Origin of the sequence: Bradyrhizobium sp. YCK136 (assembly GCF_044570075.1) — a bacterium.
Lineage (GTDB): Bacteria > Pseudomonadota > Alphaproteobacteria > Rhizobiales > Xanthobacteraceae > Bradyrhizobium > Bradyrhizobium diazoefficiens.
Map to the genome: position 1 here is coordinate 9,167,041 of NZ_CP172424.1, position 20,772 is coordinate 9,187,812.

Genomic DNA, 20,772 nt, shown 5'->3' on the forward strand with positions numbered 1-20,772 from the left:
CGGCGCGGCGCGCCCGGCGGGTTTAAGTCGGTAGCATGAACGCGAAGACCGACACCGTGCAGTCCTCCGCGGAGGCCCTGCGTTATCCCTGGGACCAGCATCCCGGCCCCGACGAGGTCGTGGAGGTGAAGCCCGGCGTATTGTGGGCGCGGCTGAAGCTGCCGTTCCGCCTCAACCATGTGAACATCTACCTGCTCGCCGACGGCGACGGTTACGCCATGGTCGACGCCGGCTTCGGCAACGAGGAGACGATCGAGGCCTGGACGAAGCTGTTCGACGGCCCGCTCAAGGGCGTCAACATCACGCGCCTGATCGTCACTCACTCCCACCCCGATCATGTCGGGCTTGCGGGGTGGATCGTCGAGCGGTTCAACTGCCCGCTGGTGATGTCGCAGGTCGAATATCTGCAATCGGTCTATCACCAGAATCGCGGCACCGAGGAGCGACGCGAAGCGCAGCGGCTGTTCTTCCGCCGCCACGGCACGGACGAGTCGCTCACCGAAAAGCTGCTCGGCCGCGGCCAGGACTATCTCAAGCGCGTCTCGGTGCTGCCGCCGTCCTACCGCCGCATCTCGCATGGCGACGAGGTCGTGATCGGCACGCGCCGCTTCAAGGTGATCACCGGCGGCGGCCACGCGCTCGACCAGGTGATGCTGTATTGCGCCGACGACAAGCTGTTCCTTTCCGCCGACCAGGTGCTAGCAAGATCTCGCCGAATGTGAGCGTGTGGGCGGTCGAGCCCGACCAGAACTCGCTCGGTGAATATCTGGCTTCGCTCGCCAGCCTCACCACGACGCTGCCCTATGATTTGCTGGTGCTGCCCGGCCACGGCGTACCGTTCTACGGGCTCAAGACCCGCATCAAGCAGCTCGCCGACCACCACGAGGAGCGCTGCCGCCTGATCGCGGAAGCCTGCCGCGAGGTGCCGCAGACCTCGCGCGCCTTGGTGCCCGTGGTGTTCAACAAGCACGTGCTCGACGAACACCAGATGGGTTTTGCCGCCGGCGAACTGGTCGCCCACGTCAACTACATGATCGTCGAGGGCCGGCTGACGGCGGAGACCAAGGACGGCGTGCTTCAGTTTCGGACGACGTGATTTTTTTCGCCTCTCCCCGCCTGCGGGGAGAGGCCGGAATTCGCGCGTAGCGCGGATTCCGGGTGAGGGGGACTCTCCACGAGTCCGGCTGTCACCGTCCGTGCGGAGACTCCCCCTCACCCCAACCCTCTCCCCGCAAGCGGAGCGAGGGAGCAGACCGTCGCTGCGGCAGCATTTCACTTCATATTCATATTCATATTCGCAATCGCGTGCAGCGCCGCGATGTAGCCGAACGGCCCCAGCCCGCAGATCACGCCGGTCGCCACGAACGAGATCTTGGAGTGCCGGTGATATTCGTCACGGGCGTGGATGTTGGAGATGTGGACTTCCAGCACCGGGCCTTCGAATGTCTTGATCGCGTCCATGATCGAGACCGAGGTGAAGGACAGGCCGGCCGGGTTGATGATGACGGCATCGGCGTCCTGCCGCGCCGACTGGATCAGGTCGACCAGCACGCCTTCATGGTTCGACTGGTGGAAGGCGAGCTTGAGCCCGAGCTTCGCGGCGGCTTCCTCGCAGCTCGCATTGACCTCTGCGAGCGTCGTGGTGCCGTAGATGTGCGGCTCGCGGATGCCGAGCATGTTGAGGTTGGGACCGTTGAGGATCATCACGCGCTTCATGGGAGGGTCCTTTCGAATGATAATCTGCTGAATTGTGTTGCCGAGCCCAGGCAGCCCCAGGCTGCCATGTCGGCCCCTCCCGGTACTTACCGCAAAGCAGCATTACACAAGCCGGTGAGTTCTTTGATCGGGATCAAGTTTCAAATCGCACGATAGGGCATTTTGCCCAAATGCCCTCCAGGGCCAAATGTGGGATAGCGCATAGACATTGGAGCTGGAAAAGCTCTAAGAAGATGCGCCCCTTGGTCAGGTTCCGTTGCAGGTTTGCCGATGGATTACAGCCAGTTCTTTAATTCCGCCCTCGATCGCCTCCACACTGAGCGGCGCTACCGCGTGTTCGCCGATCTCGAACGCATGGCGGGCCGATTTCCGCACGCGATCTGGCATTCGCCCAAGGGCAAGCGCGACGTCGTGATCTGGTGCTCCAACGACTATCTCGGCATGGGTCAGCATCCGAAGGTCGTCGGCGCCATGGTCGAGACCGCGACGCGCGTCGGCACCGGCGCGGGCGGCACCCGCAACATCGCCGGCACGCACCATCCGCTGGTGCAGCTCGAGGCCGAGCTCGCCGATCTCCACGGCAAGGAAGCCGCGCTGCTGTTCACTTCGGGCTACGTCTCGAACCAGACCGGCATCGCGACCATCGCAAAGCTCATTCCGAACTGCCTGATCCTGTCGGACGAGCTCAACCACAATTCGATGATCGAGGGCATCCGCCAGTCCGGCTGCGAGCGCGTCGTGTTCCGTCACGACGACCTCGCCGATCTCGAAGCGCTGTTGAAGGCTGCCGGCCCAAACCGGCCGAAGCTGATCGCCTGCGAGAGCCTCTATTCCATGGACGGCGACGTCGCTCCGCTCGCCAAGATCTGCGATCTCGCCGAGAAATATAACGCGATGACCTATGTCGACGAAGTCCACGCGGTCGGCATGTACGGCCCGCGCGGCGGCGGCATCGCCGAGCGTGACGGCGTCATGCATCGCATCGACATTCTCGAAGGCACGCTGGCCAAGGCGTTCGGTTGCCTCGGCGGCTATATCGCCGCCAACGGCCAGATCATCGACGCCGTGCGCTCCTATGCGCCGGGCTTCATCTTCACCACCGCGCTGCCGCCGGCGATCTGCTCGGCCGCGACCGCCGCGATCAAGCACCTGAAGACCTCGAGCTGGGAGCGCGAGCGCCACCAGGACCGCGCCGCCCGGGTTAAAGCGATCCTCAACGCCGCCGGTCTCCCGGTGATGTCGAGCGACACCCACATCGTGCCGCTGTTCATCGGCGATGCCGAGAAGTGCAAGCAGGCCTCCGACCTCCTGCTCGAAGAGCACGGCATCTACATCCAGCCGATCAACTATCCGACCGTCGCCAAGGGCTCCGAGCGCCTGCGCATCACGCCCTCGCCCTATCACGACGACGGCCTGATCGATCAACTCGCCGAAGCCCTGTTGCAAGTGTGGGACCGCCTCGGCCTGCCGCTCAAGCAAAAGTCGCTGGCGGCGGAGTAGGCCTCTTCGCCTCTTCTTGAATCCAACTCGGACCGTCCCCGGAGCTACCCCCTCCCCGACCCTCCCCCGCAAGGGGGGAGGGAGCGAAACAGGTGCGCCCGCCTCACGTCGATTGAGCGCGACTGCCTGACGCTGCACTAGTCTCGCCCTTGTCCCTAGTCTCACCCTTGTTGCAGCGATAGACGCTCTCTCCGTTCCCTCCCCCCTTGCGGTGGAGGGTCAGGGAGGGGGGTGCCACACGGGGACTCTCTCGGTGGGCCTCAAGCGACCAGCTTAACGACAACCCCAGTTCCCGCCCCCGGCACGGCATTTCGCTGTCGCTTGCGCCCACCCAACGCGCTAGATTTGCAGGGAAAATGAGACCGGGCGCCGTCGCGCCCAGGGAGAAGCACGCTCGCCATGCTGCACGACTGGGGCGTGATTGCCGCCGCCTTTGGCTATATCGGCTTCCTGTTCCTGGTGGCGAGCCACGGCGACCGCCGCTCGCCGGCCGGGCCAGGCCGCGCCTCCGGGCTGATCTATCCGCTGTCGCTGGCGATCTACTGCACCTCCTGGACCTTCTTCGGCTCGGTTGGCTTCGCCACCCGCACCTCGACCGACTTCCTCGCCATCTATGTCGGCCCGATCCTGATGATCGGCCTCGGCGCCGGCGTGCTGCGCCGCGTGATCCAGCTCGCCAAGGCCCACAACATCACCTCGATCGCCGACTTCATCGGCGCCCGCTACGGCAAGAGCCAGGCGGTGGCGGCGACCGTGGCGCTGATCGCCATCATCGGCTCGGTGCCCTACATCGCGCTCCAGCTCAAGGCGGTCGCCTCCTCGCTGGAGACGATCCTGAGCGAGGATCAGGCCTTCTCCCACATCCCGATCCTCGGCGACATGGCGTTGATGGTGACGCTGGCGATGGCGGCCTTCGCCGTGCTGTTCGGCACGCGGCAGACCGACGCCACCGAGCACCAGCACGGCCTGATGCTGGCGGTCGCGACCGAATCCATCGTCAAGCTGGTCGCCTTTCTCGCCGCCGGCATCTTCGTCACATTCTGGATGTTCTCGCCGCACGAATTGATCGAGCGCGCGATGAAGACGCCGGAGGCGGTGCGCGCCATCAACTACTCGCCGTCGATCGGCAACTTCCTGACCATGACGCTGCTGTCGCTGTGCGCGGTCATGCTGCTGCCGCGCCAGTTCCATGTCAGCGTGGTGGAGAATTCCTCCGATGCCGAGGTCGGCCGCGCGCGCTGGCTGTTCCCGCTCTATCTCGTCGCCATCAATCTGTTCGTGATCCCGATCGCGATCGCCGGCCTCGTCAGCTTTCCGTTCGGCACGGCCGATCCTGATATGTACGTGCTGGCGCTGCCGATGGCGGGCGGCGCAGATCTGCTCAGCGTCGCCATCTTCGTCGGCGGCCTGTCAGCGGCGACCGCGATGGTGATCGTCGAATGCGTTGCGCTCTCCATCATGGTCTCGAACGACCTCGTGGTGCCGCTGGTGCTGCAACGGCGGCCGGAGGGGCGCACCGGCGGCGCCGATTTCAGCGACTTCCTGCTGCGCTCGCGGCGGCTCGCGATCTTCGCCATCATGGTGATGGCCTATTTCTACTACCGCGCGCTCGGAAATACCCAGCTCGCAGCGATCGGCCTCTTGTCCTTTGCCGCCATCGCCCAGCTTGCGCCGAGCTTCTTCGGCGGGCTGCTGTGGCGGCGGGCGACCGCCCGCGGCGCGATCGGCGGCATGCTGGTCGGCTTCGCGGTGTGGCTCTACACGCTGTTCATTCCGAGCTTCATGGATTCCTCGACCGCAGGCATCCTGCTGCTCCAGCACGGCCCGTTCGGGATCGAGGTGCTGCGGCCGCAGGCGCTGTTCGGCGCCGACCTGCCGCCGCTGATGCATGGCGTCATCTGGTCGCTGTCGCTCAACATCCTCACCTATGTGCTGCTGTCGCTGGCACGGCGGCCTTCGTCCATCGAGCTGGTGCAGGCCGATCTGTTCGTGCCCAACACGCTCGCGCCGATCTCCCCGAATTTCCGCCGCTGGCGCACCACCGTCACTGTGCAGGACATCCAGACCACGGTCGCGCAATATCTCGGGCCCGACCGCGCCCGGCATTCGTTCGAGGCCTTCTCGGCCCGTCGCAATGTGCGGCTCGAGCCGGCAGCGCCCGCCGATTTCGAGCTGCTCCAGCACGCCGAGCACCTGATCGCCTCCTCGATCGGAGCTGCGTCCTCGCGCCTCGTGATGTCGCTGCTGCTGCGCAAGCGGACGGTCTCCGCCAAAGCCGCGCTGAAGCTGCTCGACGATTCCCATGCGGCGCTGCATTTCAACCGCGAGATCCTGCAGACCGCGCTCAACCATGTGCGCCAGGGCATCGCGGTGTTCGACGCCGACCTGCAGCTAATCTGCTCCAACCGGCAGTTCGGCGATCTCCTCAACGTTCCCCCGCATTTCATCCAGTTCGGCACGCCGCTTCGCGAAATCCTGGAATTCATGGACGTGAGCAATCCGGCCGACCCGATCGAGCGCGAGGCCATGCTGGAGCGGCGGCTTGCCGCCTATACCATCGACAGCGAGCCCTATCTCGAGCGCCTGCCGGACCGCCATATGGTGATCGAGGTGCTCACCAACCGCATGCCCGGCAGCGGCTTCGTCATCACCTTCACCGACGTCACGCCCACCTTCGAGGCCGCGGAAGCGCTGGAGCGCGCCAACGCGACGCTGGAAAAGCGCGTGCGCGACCGCACCGAGGAGCTGACCCGGCTGAACTCGGAGCTGGCGCTGGCCAAGAGCACGGCGGAAGACGCCAGCATCTCCAAGACACGCTTCCTCGCCGCCGCCAGTCACGACATTCTCCAGCCGCTCAACGCGGCGCGGCTCTATGTCACCAGCCTGGTCGAACGCCAGCACAGCGGCGAGGAGACCCGGCTGGTCGAGAACATCGACGAATCGCTCCAGGCCATCGAGGAGATCCTCGGCGCGCTGCTCGACATCTCCAGGCTCGACGCCGGCGCGATGGCGACCTCGATCTCGAGCTTCAAGATGGCCGATCTGATGCGCTCGCTGGAGATCGAGTTCGCACCGATCGCGCGCGCCAAGGGCCTCGATCTCACCTTCGTGCCCTGCTCGCTGCCGGTCGAGTCGGACCGACTCCTGCTGCGGCGCCTGCTCCAGAACCTGATCTCCAACGCGATCAAATACACCCCGCGCGGCCGCGTGCTGGTCGGCTGCCGCCGCCGCGGCGCCTCGCTCAAGATCTGCGTCTACGACACCGGCGTCGGCATCCCCACGGTCAAGCGCGGCGAGATCTTCAAGGAGTTCCACCGCCTCGAGCAGGGCGCGCGGATCGCGCGCGGCCTCGGCCTTGGCCTGTCGATCGTCGAACGGCTGGCGCGCGTGCTCAACCACGGCATCGCCATCGACGCCAATGTGGGCGGTGGCTCGGTATTCTCGGTGACGGTGCCAACGGCGAAGGCGATCACCCTCACCGCCGCAGTGACCAGCGCGACGCCGCTGGCGCGTACGCCGATCGCGGGCGCGCTGATCGTCTGCATCGAGAACGATGCGGCGATCCTCGACGGCATGCGCACGCTGTTGAAGGCCTGGGACGCCGAGGTGATCGCGGTCGCCGATCCCGAAGGCGCGATCGCGGCGATCGAAGTTGCGGGCAAGCGCGTCACCGGGCTGCTGGTCGACTATCACCTCGACCGCGGCAACGGCATCGCCGCGATCCGCGACATCCGCCGCCGCTTCGGCGACGCCATCCCTGCGATCCTGATCACCGCCGATCGCAGCCCCGCCGTGCAGCTGGCGGCGCGCGACGAGAAGATCGCGGTGCTGAACAAGCCGGTGAAGCCGGCCTCGCTGCGCGCCCTGCTCGGCCAGTGGCGCACGCAGCAGATGGTGGCGGCGGAGTGAGAGAAGCCCGTTGGCGAATGCCAGGCACGCCGTCGCAACTTACGGCGCAAGCCGCGTGAAGACGTAATCGCGGCTCTTGGCGCGAGCCTCGTGGCAGGCGAAGCAGGTGCGGTGCTGGGCCTCGTCGACCGGCTTGCCGTTGACGAAGCGGCCAAAGCCCCAGCCGCCGGTTGAGGCATATTTCCTGGAATCCTTGACCATCACCTGGATCGTGGTGGCAGCGCCGGGAATCGTCGCGGACGCGAATTCCGGTGACCGTTTCCGCTTCCAGGCGCGCTTGACCAGAATGGTGCCATCCGGGAACGGAAGCTTTCCGGCTTGATAGGCGTCGACTGCCACCTGGTTGCCGACGACCGCGCGAAGCTCGTCGAGCGGCGCGGCCTCTTCGGCCGGCGCGACCAGCTCCCATTGCCTGTAGCCCGCGGGAATCGTGACCCCGAAGATCGGCGAGGCATCTGCTGTCGCGGGGCCCTCCGCGAGCGCGATCGAGACGAGGTACGGCACACAGGTCAGGAGAACGACCAGAAGAAGCGCGGCAAGCACGATCACCGTGGGGAAGGAGAATCTTTTCTTTGCAGGTTCAGTTGGCGTCATGACGTTTCATCAAGCTGGGATCAACGGATGAACCTCGGTCCGGCCCGGCCGGACCGAGGTGCTGGCGGATCCTCAGGCGCCGTCGGCATCGATGACGGCCTTGGCAAAGGCCTGCGGTGCCTCCTGCGGCAGATTGTGGCCGACGCCGCCGGTGATCAGGCGATAGTCGTACCGGCCGGAGAATTTCTTGGCATAGACGCTGGGGTCGGGGTGCGGCGCACCGTTGGCGTCGCCTTCCATCGTGATCGTCGGCACGCTGATCAGCGGGGCCGCCGCGAGCTTCTTTTCAAGCTCCTCGTATTTCGCTTCGCCCTTGGCGAGCCCGAGCCGCCAGCGGTAATTGTGGATCGTGATCGCGACGTGATCCTTGTTGTCGAGCGCCGCGGCGCTGCGGTCGAAGGTGGCGTCGTCGAACTTCCACTGCGGTGAGGCGAGCTTCCAGATCAGTTTTGCGAAATCGTGCGTGTACTTCTCGTATCCGGCGCGGCCGCGCTCGGTCGCGAAATAGAACTGATACCACCATTGCAGCTCGGCCGACGGCGGCAGCGGCGCGCTGCCGGCAGCCTGGCTGGAGATCAGATAGCCGCTGACCGACACCAGCGCGCGGCAGCGCTCCGGCCACAGCGCGGCGATGATGTCGGCGGTGCGCGCACCCCAGTCGAAGCCGGCGACGACCGCCTTCTTGATGTCGAGCTTGTCCATCAGCGCGATGATGTCGACGGCCATTGCGGCCGGCTCGCCATTGCGCGGCGTCTCGCTGGAGAGGAAGTGCGTCGTGCCGTAGCCGCGCAGATAAGGAATGATCACGCGATAGCCGGCCTTTGCCAGGATCGGCGCGACATCGACGAAGGCATGAATGTCGTAGGGCCAGCCGTGCAGCAGGATCGCGACGGGACCGTTCGACGGGCCAGCCTCGGCATAGCCGACATTGAGGACGCCGGCATCGATCTGCTTGATCGTACCGAACGACGCATTCGATGCGAGGGGGCGCGGCGCTTCCGTTTCAGCGCGGGCGAGATCGATCACGCCGAGACCCACGGCAACGGTTCCCGCGGCGACGCCAAAGAACTTGCGGCGATGCTGGTCGATGAGCTGCTTCATGATGGTGCTACCTTGTTGATGGTCGGAGATGGTTCGTCAGGTCAGCGCGACCGCGACATCGATGTTGCCGCGGACGGCCTTGGAATAGGGGCAGGTCTGGTGCGCCTCATCGACGATGTCGCGTGCGACCTCGCGATCGAGGCCCGGCAGGCTGACATTGAGGCGCGCCCGGAGGGAGTAAGCGCCCTCATCGAGAAGGAGGTCGATCTCCGCATCGATTGCGCATTTCCTGGGAAGCGTGATCTTCCGCTTGCGCGCCGCGATCTCCATGGCGCCTTCGAAGCAGGCCGACCAGCCGGCCGCGAACAACTGTTCGGGGTTGGTGCCGATGCCGGCGCCGCCCGGCGGAGAGAGCCGCACATCGAGGCGGCCGTCCGAACTGCGGGACATGCCGTCCTGCCGCCCGCCGCCGGTGCGGGTTCGGGCCGTGTAGAGCAGTTTCGCCGCTTGCGTCATGAAAGGTCTCCTTGCCGTCGCGCAACTGACTAGCAGCGGCTGTCGCAGGACACCCGTTTGGACTTGTGAGAAATTGTGAGATCTCCGCCTGCGTGCCTGATGAGGCCTGCATGCGCGGTCTGACGCCGATGCGGGAGCGGCCTTGCCGGATCGCAATCATCTGGCTATCCGGTCCATTCGCAAGGACCTAGATCTCGCCATGACTGAGCCGGCTGCGCCTACGGCAGGACCCCTGTCGTTCGGGCCATTCACCGTGACACCGCATGAAAGGCTCGTGACGCGCGACGGCGTCGCGCTGCCGCTCGGCACGAAAGCCTTCGACACGCTGATCGCGCTGATCTCGCGGCCGAACGAGGTCGTCAGCAAGTGGGACCTGATTGCGCTGGTGTGGCCCGGCATGGCCGTCGAGGAGGCCAATCTGCGCTTTCATGTCGCAGCGCTTCGCAAGGTCCTCGGCGACGGCAAGGACGGCGCCCGCTACATCACCACGCTCTCCGGCCGCGGCTATTGCTTCGTGGCGCCGATCTCGCAAACGGATGTTCCGGCAGAGCGGCGCCCCGCACCGCGTATGGAACTGCCGCCCGTGAAACTGCCGAACCGGCTGCAGCGGATGGTCGGACGCGACGAAGTGGTCGCGGCCATCTCGGACAAGCTCATTACCTCGCATTTCGTCACGATCGTCGGCCCGGGCGGCGTCGGCAAGACCGCCGTTGCGGTGGCGGTCGCTCACGACCTGCTCGAGACCTTCGCCGACGCCGCGCACTTTGTTGATCTTGCCGCGCTCAGCGATCCCGATCTCGTGATCACCTCGATCCTGCTGATGCTGGGTCTGCCAGCCCAGACTGACGACCCGCTGCCCGCGCTGCTCGCGCATCTCCGGGACAAGAGGATGCTGCTGATCCTCGACAATTGCGAGCACGTCATCGCCGCCGCAGCGCCGCTGGCGGCGGAGATCTTCCACGCCGCGCCGCATGTCCATATCCTGGCCACGAGCCGCGAAGCCCTGCGCGTCGAGGGCGAGCAGGTCTATCGATTGGCGCCGCTTGCCGTTCCGCCTGACGATGCCGGACTGACGGCGGCCGTCGCGCAGACCTATCCCGCGCTTCAGCTGTTCCTCGAACGGGCGACCGCCGGCGGCGCGCAGATCGCGCTCGACGACGGCAATGCGGCGATCGTCGCGGGCATCTGCCGCAGGCTCGACGGCATGGCCCTGGCGATCGAGCTCGCCGCCGGCCGGGTCGAAGCCTACGGCCTGGAGCAGACGGCGGCGCTGCTCGACGAGCGCCTCAATCTGCTCTGGCAAGGTCAGCGCACTGCGCCGCCGCGGCAGAAGACATTGCAGGCGACGCTGGACTGGAGCTACGGGCTGCTGTCCGGCACCGAGCGCCTCGTGCTGCGCAGGCTCGCGGTCTTCGCTGGCCATTTCACCATCGACGCGGCGCTCGAGGTCGTGCCGGACGACCGTGTCGACCGCGCCCGCCTGTTCGACGCCATCGACAGCCTCGTCGCCAAGTCGATGGTCGCACCGCGACCGATCGGCGCCATGATGCGCTACCGGCTGCTCGACACGACGCGCGCCTATCTGCTCGAAATCGAGCCTGACGACGCGGCGCTCGCCGCCCGCCACGCGACCTACTACCGGCGATGGCTGGAACAGGCCGGCACGACATGGGCGACGGTGCCGAGCGCCGACGAACGCGCGGTCCACTTCTCCGCGCTGCACAACGTGCGCGCCGCGCTGGACTGGTGTTTTGGCGCGAACGGCGATGCATGCATCGGCATTGCGCTCGCCGCTGCGGCAGCTCCCATCTTTCTCGCAATGTCACTGCTGATCGAATGCCGGCGCTGGTCGGAACGGGCGCTGCTTGCTATCGATCCGTCCACGCGCGGCGGCGCCGAGGAAATGCACATCCAGGCCGCCCTGGGACTGACCCTGATGTTCACGCGCGGCGGCAGCGAAGCGGCGCGCGGCGCATTGAGCAGAAGCCTTGCGATCGCGGAGGCGCGCGGCGACTCGCCGAACCAGCTTCAGCTGCTCGGCCGCATGCATATCTTCCACGAGCGGATGGGGCAGTTCGATGCCGCGCTTGGTTACGCACGGCAGAGCCTCACAGTCGCCGAAACGCTGGGCGATGCCGCGTCCATCGGACTGGCCCATTCGCTCCTGGGTGTCTCGCTGCATCTGGCCGGCGAGCACCGCGACGCACTGAACATGCTGGAGGCTGCCTGGCAGGGTCCGGGTACCGAACGGACCAGCACGGTCCATGGCTTCGATCACCGCAACCGGGCCGGCATCTCGCTCGCGCGAGAGCTTTGGCTGCAGGGCCGGCCCGGGGATGCGCGGCAGCTGGCGCGACGGACGGTCACCGAGGCCGCGCAGATGGACCATCCGATCACGCTCTGCATCGCGCTGATATGGCTGGTCTCGATCGATCTCTGGAGCGGCGAGCTCGACGATGCGGAAGAGAGCATCGACCACTTCATCGCGCATGCCACCTCGCGTTCGATGGGCCCTTATCTCTCGGTCGGCCGCGGCGTCAAAGGCGAGCTGGCGATCCGGCGCGGCGACGCCGCAGGCGGCGTCGAGACGATAAGGGCCTGCCTGCTCGAGCTTCACGATGCCGGTTACGAGCTGCTTACCACGACATTCAACATCGCGCTGGTCCAGGGCTTGTTGGCACTGGGGCAGGTCGAGCAGAGCGCGCACCTGGTCGACGATGCGATCCGCCTCGTCGAACAAGGCGGCGATCATCTCTATATGCCCGAATTGCTGCGCATGAGGGCCAAGGTGTTGCTGTCGCTCCCGGAGCCGAAAACCGGGGAAGCGGAGACCTGCCTCATGCAGTCGCTGGAGCTCAGCCGGGGCAAGGCTGCGAAAGCCTGGGAGCTGCGAGCGGCGATTGATCTTGTGCAGCTGCTTGCCGAACGGCACGGCCGCGAGGACGCAAAGCTATTGCTCCAGGCGGCGCTCGAAGGCTTCGTCGAAGGTTCCGAGACGGTGGATATCAGGGCAGCCAGCGCGCTCCTGGCCACACTGTAGCGGGCTCACCCCGTCGGCGTGCCCTGCTTCCACTGGCCACCGGCGATCTTCGCGGCTGCAATCACCGCCTGCGTCCGGCTCTCGACGCCGAGCTTCTGCAGGATCGCCGAGACATGCGCCTTGATGGTGGCCTCGGAAACGCCGAGCTCGTAGGCGATCTGCTTGTTGAGCAGCCCTTCCGACAGCATCATCAGCACCCGCACCTGCTGCGGCGTCAGCGTCACCAGGCGGTCGCGCAGGCGCGTCATGTCGGGGTCCGTGGCGGCCGACAGGTCGGTGTCGGCGGGAACCCAGACGTCCCCCTCCATCACCTTGAGGATGGCGTCGCGCAGCGTCTCGACGCCGAAACGCTTCGGGATGAAACCGGAAGCGCCGAAATCGAGCGAGCGGCGGATCGTGGCGCTGTCGTCGGAGGCCGAGACGATCACCACCGGGATCGCCGGATATTGCGCGCGCAGATAGATCAGGCCGGAAAAGCCGGAGATCCCGGGCATCGAGAGATCGAGCAGGATCAGGTCGACGTCGGAGGTCTGCTCCAGCAGCTTGGTCAGATCCTCGAACGATCCGGCCTCGTCGATCCTGGCCGAGGTCAGGACGCTCGCCACCGCCTGCCGCAGCGCATCGCGGAACAGGGGATGATCATCGGCAATGACGAGATGGGTCGAGGGAGCGTTCATCGTTCTCTTGCTGTCATTCGCTACCGGCTGGCGAGTCGATGCCACGGCTGGCCAATTCTTCCCTGACCGGCCGTGGCATGCAAGTGCACATTATCCCTTTGCTGCAAAGGGGTTAATCCGGAAGTCTTCGCGGCTGCGCAGCGGCGCCCGATACCGCGCCGTCAGGCGCGCGTCAGCGCGCAAGGCCGAAAGTCGTATTGGGGCGGGTTTCACGCCGATGTTACCTTGGAGCCAAGACCTGGGTTGATCCGGCATGACCGGGCGTCTGGGGCGCGAGGAAACGCATTTTTCGGGGAGCGACTCAACATGTCGACAATGGCTGTGTCTCAAGCTGGCGTGGGAGGGATGACGAAGGACGAACGGTTCGTCATTCTCGCCTCCTCGCTGGGTACCGTCTTCGAGTGGTACGATTTTTACCTTTACGGCTCGCTGGCCAGCATTATCGGCGCGCAGTTCTTCTCGGCCTACCCGCCGGCAACCCGCGATATCTTCGCGCTGCTGGCATTCGCCGCGGGCTTCCTGGTGCGCCCGTTCGGCGCGATCGTGTTCGGCCGCATCGGCGACATCGTCGGCCGGAAATACACCTTCCTCGTCACCATCCTGATCATGGGTCTGTCGACCTTCATCGTCGGCCTGCTGCCGAATGCGGCGACGATCGGCATCGCGGCCCCGATCATCCTGATCGCGCTGCGCCTTGCCCAGGGTCTCGCGCTCGGCGGTGAATATGGCGGTGCGGCGACCTATGTCGCGGAGCATGCCCCCAACGGCAAGCGCGGCTACTACACCTCCTTCATCCAGACCACGGCAACGCTCGGCCTGTTCCTGTCGCTGCTGGTGATCCTGTTCACCCGCTCCGCGATCGGCGAAGCCGACTTCGCGGCCTGGGGCTGGCGCATCCCGTTCCTGGTCTCGGTGCTGCTGCTCGGCATCTCGGTCTGGATCCGGCTCCGCCTCAACGAATCGCCGATCTTCCAGAAGATGAAGGACGAGGGGAAGAGTTCGAAGGCGCCGCTGACGGAAGCCTTCGGCAACTGGCAGAACGGCAAGCTGGTGCTGCTCGCGCTGCTCGGCGGCGTGATGGGCCAGGGCGTGGTCTGGTACACCGGCCAGTTCTACGCGCTGTTCTTCCTGCAATCGATCCTGAAGGTCGACGGCTACACCGCCAACCTCCTGATCGCCTGGTCGCTGCTGCTCGGCACCGGCTTCTTCATCGTGTTCGGCATGCTCTCCGACAAGATCGGCCGCAAGCCGATCATCCTCGGCGGCTGCCTGATCGCGGCACTGACCTTCTTCCCGATCTTCAAGATGATCACCTCCAATGCCAACCCGGCGCTGGAAAAGGCGATCGAACAGGCCAAGGTCGAGGTGGTGGCCGATCCCGCGGGTTGCGGCGACCTGTTCAACCCGGTCGGTACCCGCGTCTTCACCGCGCCTTGCGACACCGCACGCGCCTTCCTCGCCCAGTCGTCGGTCAAGTATTCGACGACATCGGGTGCGGCCGGCTCCGGCGTGAAGGTGATGGTCAACGGCAAGGAAGTTGCCTACACGAACGCCAAGGACAGCAATCCTGCGGTTCTCGCCGCCGTGCAGGCCGCCGGCTACCCGAAGACCGGCGACGCCGGCATCGTGAAGATGGCGCATCCGTTCGACATCTTCCGTCCGCAGGTGGCCGCGACCATCGGACTGCTGTTCATCCTCGTGATCTTCGTCACCATGGTGTACGGCCCGATCGCCGCGATGCTGGTCGAATTGTTCCCGACCCGCATCCGCTACACCTCGATGTCGCTGCCCTACCACATCGGCAACGGCTGGTTCGGCGGCCTGCTCCCCGCGACCGCCTTCGCCATCGTGGCCTCGACCGGCGATATCTACGCGGGTCTCTGGTATCCGGTCATCTTCGCGTCCATCACCGTCGTGATCGGCTTCCTGTTCCTGCCCGAGACCAAGGACGTCGACATCAAGGCGACCTGATCGCAAGCAACGATCAACCAACACCAACCGGCCGCGGTCTCCGCGGCCGGTTTTGTTTTCTGCCTACTGATTGGCGCCGATGAATTGAAGCACTACCTCGCGCCGGTGCGGGCGGGCGCGATGCTCGATCAGATAGATCGCCTGCCAGGTGCCAAGCGCGAGCCTGCCGTCCAGGACCGGGACCTGAAGCGAGGTCTGCGTCAGCATGGTCTTGATGTGTCCGGGCATGTCGTCGGGCCCCTCGGTGTCGTGGGTCCAGCCGGCGTTCTCCGGCGCGAGCCTGGATAGCGCGGTGGTGAGATCAACCAGCACGGAGGGATCGGCGTTTTCCTGGATCGTCAGCGACGCCGAGGTGTGGCGGATGAACAGCGTCAACGCCCCCTCGCGCGCGCGGGCCTCGGCAATGAACGCCGCTACTTCGCGGGTCAGGTCCGTGAAGCCGCGCCCCTGCGTCTGCACGGTGAGCAGCGACGATGCGATGCGGATGGCTTGCACCGAGGATGGCGCCGAGCGGGTTACGGATCTGGCTGATGTCATGGAGGTTCTCTCGTAACGCCGTCCCGGCGAAAGCCAGGGCCCATTACCCCGAATGCGCGTGACGGCAAAAGGTGGCAACTCGCATCGAGAATGAACCGAGAGGCCGCGCCGTATGGGTCCTGGCTTTCGCCAGGACGACAAACTCAGATCCTCCCCGACACGTCCTTCTGCACGCGGTTGGCCATGTCGATCAGCCGACGCCAGGCCTTTTCCAGGAACGACATCACACGATCGACGTCCTGGTCGCTCGGCAGCGGGATCTCGATCTTGCGGTCGCCCTCGGCGACCTTCGGATCGGCTTTCTTGAGCGGGTCGGATTTCGGCAGCGCCTCGTCGATCTTGCCCGACACGGTCGGTCCCGCCGCGAGTTGTCCCTTCAGCTTCTCGACTTCGGTCTGGAGCCGGCCGATCTCGGCGTCGAGCGCGGCACGCTCGTCGGGCACCGCGTAGCAGGCCCAGCCGGCGCCGTTCTTGGTGCAGGTCGACACCGTGCCGGTGCGGGTGTCGAGCCGCAGCACGCCCTCGGGGATCGGCGTCATGCTGTAGCGGCCGTTTTCGCCGTCGGGCGCGGATTGCGCGGCAACGAGACCGCCGCTGCTGGCCATCACCGCGGCCAGCGCCGCTGCCGAAAGCCATGATGTTGTGGACGACGTCGCTGGTCTCATCGCACTCTCCGCCACGCCGCGCAGGTGGCACATCTGCAATTCTACACCCCGCCAAGGCCATCCGCCGCCAAAAACACTCGCCCGGAATCAACGATTACGGCCGCCCGTTTGATCCCGGCAGCACGGCGAAATGGCGACCGCATCCACCGATCATGAGAGGAGCTGCTGCGGTGCGGCGTCACGCTGTGTGCAGCGCTGCCGCGTGCGCCGATATCGTCAAATAAATCAGACACATAACAGAAAGCGACGCAATCGTGACTTGGCTTGACTTGATTATGGGCCATCAGTATGGTCCGCGCGGCTTTTGAGGGTGGCGGGCGTAATTTCCATTCAGCCGCGGCGTTTCGGGTCTTCGTTGCATGACACAGGGCACGGGACACGGCGAGAATGGAGATCGCGATAGATCGCCCGAGGAAGCTGCGCTTTCCGAACGGCTCGGAAATCTTGATCAGCGGTTGTCCGAACTTCGCGGCCGCCACGTCAAGACCGAGCAACCCGCAGGTGACGATGGAGACAGAGCGGCCAGAGCCTCGGCGATGGCGCTTGGTTTCCGGTTATCTTCGGAGTTGGTCGCCGGGGTCGTCGTCGGAGCGGGGATTGGCTGGGGTTTCGACCGCTTGCTGTCGACGTCGCCTTTCGGATTTATCGTGTTCCTGCTGCTGGGCTTCGTCGCCGGCGTGGTGAATGTGGTGAGAACGGCAGGGGCAGGTCAAAACAGGCGCGGTGGTTCTTAAGCGATCCGCTCAGGAGAGGAATGATCGTGCCGGCTTTGCCGGTACGGGCCGGCCCGGCCGGCAGACCGAGACCCGCCGGCATTGCCCGGCAGACCAAGAGATGCCGCGCTGATGAAAATCGACCCGATCCACCAGTTCAACATCGAGCCTCTCTTCACGATCGGCCATATCGGCCATCAGACGATCGCCTTCACCAATTCATCGCTCTACATGCTGATCGCCGTGGCGATCATCTCGCTGCTGATGCTTGCCAGCGGTGCGCAGCTGGTTCCCGGGCGCCTTCAGTCGGTCGCCGAGATCTCCTACGAGTTCGTCGCGTCGACCATCCGTTCGACCGCCGGCTCGGAAGGCATGAAGTTCTTCCCGCTGATCTTCTCGCTGTTCATGTTCATCTGCGTCTCGAACCTGATCGGCATCATTCCCTATACCTTCACGATCTCGAGCCATCTGATTGTGACGGCAGCCCTGGCGCTGCTGGTCTTCTTCACGGTCCTGATCTACGGCGTTGCCAAGAACGGCCTGAAATTCTTCTCGATCTTCGTGCCCCACGGCGTCCCCGGTTACATCCTGCCGCTGGTGATGTTCATCGAGATCCTGTCGTTCTTCCTGCGGCCGGTCTCCCACAGCGTCCGTCTCTTCGCCAACATGCTGGCCGGCCACATCGCGCTGAAGGTGTTCGCGGGCTTCGTCGCCATGCTCGGCTTCTCGCTCGGCGCCCTCGGCTGGGTCGGCGGCGTGCTGCCGCTGGCGCTCACGGTCGCGCTGTACGCCCTCGAGATTCTGGTCGCGTTCCTGCAAGCCTATGTGTTTGCGATCCTGACCTGCATCTACCTCAACGACGCCATTCATCCGGGACACTGAGCGGTCCGGGGAATTTCCACCCGCAACCCAATCTTTCTTCCAAGGAGTCTAAAATGGATCCGGCAGCAGCAAAACTTATCGGCGCGGGCATCGCATGCATCGGCATGGGCGGTGCGGGCGTCGGCGTGGGCGTGATCTTCGGCAACTACCTCGCCGCGGCCGTTCGCAACCCCTCGGCCGCTCAGGGCCAGTTCGGCAACCTGATCTTCGGCTTCGCCGTGACCGAAGCGCTCGGCATTTTCTCGCTGCTGATCGCGCTGCTGCTGCTGTTCGTTCCGCTCTGAGGACGACGTTCTTCGCGCCGCTTCGACCGAAGCGGCGCGCATGACAGCAACAGGAGTACTCCATGGCTGAGAGTCATGGCGGGGCGAAGGGTCCAGCGGCGGGCGCCCACACCGGGGCCGAAGGCGGTCACGGTGGTGGCTTTCCGCCGTTCGAGAGCAGCACTTATGCTTCGCAGCTGGTGTCGCTCGCGATCTTCTTCGTCGTGCTTTACGTGATCGTGTCCAAGCTCGCTCTGCCGAAGGTTGGCGGGGCGATCGAAGCGCGTCAGAACAAGATCGAGGGTGACCTCGCCGAGGCGCAGACGCTGAGGGACCAGTCCGACGCGGCGCTGAAGGCCTATGAAAGCGAACTCGCTTCGGCGCGTTCGCGGGCGCAGGCGATCGGCAATGAATCCCGCGACAAGGCGAATGCGCAGGCGGAAGCCGAGCGCAAGGCCCTGGAAGAGCAGCTGGCGGCCAAGCTCGCCGGGGCGGAGAAGACCATCGCCTCGACCCGCACAGCCGCCATGAGCAACGTCCGCGGCATCGCGGCCGATGCGGCAGGCCAGATCGTGCAGCAGCTCACCGGCGTCGTTCCCGATGCCGCGTCAGTGAATGCCGCGGTCGATGCGTCCCTGAAAGGTTAATCGAGATGTTCTTCGATCCTGAAACCTGGGTCGCCATCGCCTTCGTGATCCTGATGGTCGTGTTCGGCTATCTCGGGGTCTTCAAGTCTGCGATGACCGCGCTCGACCATCGCGCCGCGCGCATCAAGGCCGAGCTCGACGACGCGACGCGCCTCAAGCAGGAGGCGGCCAAGGTGCTCGCCGACTACAAGGCGCGCAGTGCCACGGCCGAGCGCGAGGCTGCCGACATCATCGCCAACGCCAAGGTCGAAGCCGAGCGCATCGCGACCGAGGCCAAGGCGAAGATGGAAGACTTCGTGGCCCGCAGAACCAAGACCGCGGAGAGCAAGATCGCGCTCGCCGAGGCCCAGGCGGTGGCCGATGTCCGTGCCGCAGCCGCGGAAGCCGCCGTCCAGGCCGCCTCCACGATCCTGTCGCAGTCGGTCAAGGGCCAGGTCGCCGACGACCTGCTCGCCAAGAGCATCAGCGAGGTTCGGCAGAAGCTGAACTGAGCGCGAACGCCTCATCAATCAAAAAGCCGGCGCGATGAGCGCCGGCTTTTTTGTTTGTCGGCGCCGTGGCCGCAAATTGGATGTCATGCCCCGCGAAGGCGGGGCATCCAGTACGCCGCGGCCCTTCCGTAGACCGCTGACGTCTCTGGAATACTGGATCACCCGCTTCCGCGGGTGATGGCAGCTGAAATTGCGGTGCCAGCCGAGATCGAGACCCTACTTCTTCTTCGGCTTTGCCTTCGGCTCGGGCGACAGCGCCTGCGGGTCGAAGCCGACGTAGAAGACGTAGGAATCGGCGGTCGCGGCCGACGGGATCGGATAGGACAGATCTTCGGCGACGAAGGTGAAGGGCACGCTGCCGCCTTCCGACATCCCGACCGTGGTCCGATAGGCCTTCGAGGCGATTACCTTCTCGCCGACGCCGCCCTGCACCACCGCGACGCGCAGCGGAACCTCGACGCTAGCAGGCGCGCCGGCGGGACCGGCGATGACGCGGCCCTGGACGCCGATCCGGGCCGTGATGTCGCCGCCGTTGCGGACGCATTCACGCGCCATCTTGGTGATGGTGGCCTGGAAGCGGACCTCATTGCCGACGGCCGGCTTGCCGGTGGCTCCGACCGCATAGGTAGAGGCGCCGGCGCGCACCGTGACCTGCGGGCAATCGACATCGTCGTCGGCCGGCTGTCCGGGCGCAGGCGCCGGCTTGGGCTGGGCCGGCTCGTCGGACTTCCCGCCGAACAGGCTCTTGAAGCGGTCGCTCAACGACTGGGCCGCCACCGGCGAGACGGACGCGAACGCAACCGACAACGCCAGCGCGACCGCTGTCCCCCGCCGCAACGCATTCCGCGATGACCGAAGCTCGTGCACCATCAACGCCCATACTCCATGACAACAATCCGGCCGATCGCCAGCCTTCCCGCCGCGTTATATCGCCAAAATCGGCGAACCCAAGGCAGCAAAAAAGGCAGGACGCCGGAGACTTTGGCCGTACGAACCGACCGGCTCAGCCGCGGAAATCCTCGTGCAGCAGACCGAACAGCAAATGGTCCTGCCAGACCCCGTTGATGCAGAGATAGCGGCGCGCCAGCCCTTCCCGGGAGAAGCCGCACTTCTCCAGCACCCGGATCGACGGTGCATTGGTGGGGATGCAGGCGGCCTCGACCCGGTGCAGGTTGAGTTCGCCGAACAGCGTCGGCAGCAGCACCCGCAGCGCAGCCGTCATGTAGCCGCGATGGGCGTGGGGCTGACCGACCCAATAGCCGATGGTGCCGGCCTGGACGATTCCGCGCCGGACATTGGCGAGCGTTATGCCGCCGACCATGGCGCCGTCGAGCTCACGGAAGATCAGAAAGGGGTAGGAGCGGTCCGCGGCGATATCCTCGGAATAGCGGCGCAGGCGGCGGCGAAAGCCGGAGCGCGTCAGATCGTCGGACGGCCAGATCGGCTCCCAGGGCGTCAGGTAATCGCGGCTGGACTCGCGCAAGTGAGCCCACTGCAGGAAGTCCGACATCTGCGGTGCACGCAGCAAAAGCCCGTTGCCGCGCGGCGCGAGGGCGGCGGGTCCACTGGATGGCAGGCGAAAGAGGGCCATGGTGATGCTTCCCGGGGCG

18 protein-coding genes and 1 pseudogene are annotated in these 20,772 nt (G+C 65.5%); 10 read left to right on the forward strand and 9 right to left on the reverse strand.

Features of this window, described 5'->3' with window-relative positions:
• The first annotated feature begins 35 nt into the window (after positions 1 to 35).
• A pseudogene (locus tag ACFLEY_RS44415) lies at positions 36 to 1,096 on the forward strand (MBL fold metallo-hydrolase).
• A 176-nt stretch (positions 1,097 to 1,272) separates the two neighbouring features.
• On the opposite strand, the gene aroQ reads toward ACFLEY_RS44415, so the two are convergent.
• Positions 1,273 to 1,716 (reverse strand): type II 3-dehydroquinate dehydratase, encoded by a 444-nt coding sequence (aroQ, locus tag ACFLEY_RS44420; protein ID WP_060909342.1) that lies wholly within the window; start codon positions 1,714 to 1,716, stop codon positions 1,273 to 1,275.
• Between the two features lie 270 nt (positions 1,717 to 1,986).
• Here aroQ and hemA point away from each other — a divergent pair, with 270 nt between their 5' ends.
• Both hemA and ACFLEY_RS44430 read left to right on the forward strand, forming a co-directional pair.
• Entirely contained in the window at positions 1,987 to 3,216 is a 1,230-nt protein-coding gene (hemA, locus tag ACFLEY_RS44425; RefSeq protein WP_396604446.1) for a 5-aminolevulinate synthase, read from the forward strand.
• A gap of 399 nt (positions 3,217 to 3,615) precedes the next feature.
• Entirely contained in the window at positions 3,616 to 7,125 is a 3,510-nt protein-coding gene (locus ACFLEY_RS44430; RefSeq protein WP_060909344.1) for a PAS domain-containing hybrid sensor histidine kinase/response regulator, read from the forward strand.
• Positions 7,126 to 7,164: 39 nt separating this feature from the next.
• Here ACFLEY_RS44430 and ACFLEY_RS44435 read toward each other — a convergent pair whose 3' ends face one another.
• The 3 genes from ACFLEY_RS44435 to ACFLEY_RS44445 form a co-directional block, all read right to left on the reverse strand.
• The gene (locus ACFLEY_RS44435) at positions 7,165 to 7,719 is read right to left on the reverse strand and encodes a cytochrome P460 family protein (RefSeq protein WP_082755635.1); all 555 of its coding nucleotides are present in this window, start codon (positions 7,717 to 7,719) and stop codon (positions 7,165 to 7,167) included.
• Positions 7,720 to 7,791: 72 nt separating this feature from the next.
• The gene (locus ACFLEY_RS44440) at positions 7,792 to 8,820 is read right to left on the reverse strand and encodes an alpha/beta fold hydrolase (RefSeq protein WP_060909346.1); all 1,029 of its coding nucleotides are present in this window, start codon (positions 8,818 to 8,820) and stop codon (positions 7,792 to 7,794) included.
• 36 nt (positions 8,821 to 8,856) lie between these two features.
• Positions 8,857 to 9,276 (reverse strand): organic hydroperoxide resistance protein, encoded by a 420-nt coding sequence (locus tag ACFLEY_RS44445; RefSeq protein ID WP_060909347.1) that lies wholly within the window; start codon positions 9,274 to 9,276, stop codon positions 8,857 to 8,859.
• A 199-nt stretch (positions 9,277 to 9,475) separates the two neighbouring features.
• On the opposite strand from ACFLEY_RS44445, the gene ACFLEY_RS44450 reads away from it, so the two are divergent.
• A complete protein-coding gene (locus tag ACFLEY_RS44450; RefSeq protein ID WP_060909348.1) occupies positions 9,476 to 12,316 on the forward strand; it encodes a winged helix-turn-helix domain-containing protein in 2,841 nt (946 codons plus the stop codon).
• A gap of 5 nt (positions 12,317 to 12,321) precedes the next feature.
• Here the strand turns inward: ACFLEY_RS44450 and ACFLEY_RS44455 are convergent, their stop codons facing one another.
• Positions 12,322 to 12,993 (reverse strand): response regulator transcription factor, encoded by a 672-nt coding sequence (locus tag ACFLEY_RS44455; protein WP_060909349.1) that lies wholly within the window; start codon positions 12,991 to 12,993, stop codon positions 12,322 to 12,324.
• Between the two features lie 345 nt (positions 12,994 to 13,338).
• Between ACFLEY_RS44455 and ACFLEY_RS44460 the strand changes: the two genes are divergently transcribed.
• Entirely contained in the window at positions 13,339 to 14,964 is a 1,626-nt protein-coding gene (locus tag ACFLEY_RS44460; protein WP_171901154.1) for an MFS transporter, read from the forward strand.
• Between the two features lie 63 nt (positions 14,965 to 15,027).
• On the opposite strand, the gene ACFLEY_RS44465 is transcribed toward ACFLEY_RS44460, so the two are convergent.
• A complete protein-coding gene (locus tag ACFLEY_RS44465; RefSeq protein ID WP_060909351.1) occupies positions 15,028 to 15,501 on the reverse strand; it encodes a secondary thiamine-phosphate synthase enzyme YjbQ in 474 nt (157 codons plus the stop codon).
• A gap of 143 nt (positions 15,502 to 15,644) precedes the next feature.
• A complete protein-coding gene (locus tag ACFLEY_RS44470) occupies positions 15,645 to 16,166 on the reverse strand; it encodes a hypothetical protein (protein ID WP_028173697.1) in 522 nt (173 codons plus the stop codon).
• Positions 16,167 to 16,525: 359 nt separating this feature from the next.
• Between ACFLEY_RS44470 and ACFLEY_RS44475 the strand changes: the two genes are divergently transcribed.
• The 5 genes from ACFLEY_RS44475 (at position 16,526) to ACFLEY_RS44495 (ending at position 19,162) form a co-directional block, all read left to right on the forward strand.
• Positions 16,526 to 16,900, forward strand: coding sequence for an AtpZ/AtpI family protein (locus ACFLEY_RS44475; RefSeq protein ID WP_028173698.1), 375 nt, complete (start codon positions 16,526 to 16,528; stop codon positions 16,898 to 16,900).
• A gap of 111 nt (positions 16,901 to 17,011) precedes the next feature.
• On the forward strand, positions 17,012 to 17,761 hold the full coding sequence (locus ACFLEY_RS44480; protein ID WP_011084006.1) for a F0F1 ATP synthase subunit A: 750 nt from the start codon (positions 17,012 to 17,014) through the stop codon (positions 17,759 to 17,761).
• A gap of 53 nt (positions 17,762 to 17,814) precedes the next feature.
• Positions 17,815 to 18,045 (forward strand): F0F1 ATP synthase subunit C, encoded by a 231-nt coding sequence (locus ACFLEY_RS44485; RefSeq protein WP_007599451.1) that lies wholly within the window; start codon positions 17,815 to 17,817, stop codon positions 18,043 to 18,045.
• 62 nt (positions 18,046 to 18,107) lie between these two features.
• Positions 18,108 to 18,671: an ATP synthase subunit b 2 gene (locus ACFLEY_RS44490; protein ID WP_028173699.1), complete on the forward strand. Its 564-nt coding sequence runs from the start codon at positions 18,108 to 18,110 to the stop codon at positions 18,669 to 18,671.
• 5 nt (positions 18,672 to 18,676) lie between these two features.
• Positions 18,677 to 19,162 carry an ATP synthase subunit b 1 gene (locus ACFLEY_RS44495; protein ID WP_011084004.1) on the forward strand — a complete coding sequence of 162 codons (486 nt, stop codon included), beginning with the start codon at positions 18,677 to 18,679 and terminating at the stop codon, positions 19,160 to 19,162.
• Positions 19,163 to 19,378: 216 nt separating this feature from the next.
• Here ACFLEY_RS44495 and ACFLEY_RS44500 read toward each other — a convergent pair whose 3' ends face one another.
• Positions 19,379 to 20,032: a hypothetical protein gene (locus tag ACFLEY_RS44500; RefSeq protein WP_011084003.1), complete on the reverse strand. Its 654-nt coding sequence runs from the start codon at positions 20,030 to 20,032 to the stop codon at positions 19,379 to 19,381.
• Positions 20,033 to 20,165: 133 nt separating this feature from the next.
• A complete protein-coding gene (locus ACFLEY_RS44505; protein ID WP_011084002.1) occupies positions 20,166 to 20,753 on the reverse strand; it encodes a GNAT family N-acetyltransferase in 588 nt (195 codons plus the stop codon).
• Between the last annotated feature and the right edge of the window lie 19 nt (positions 20,754 to 20,772).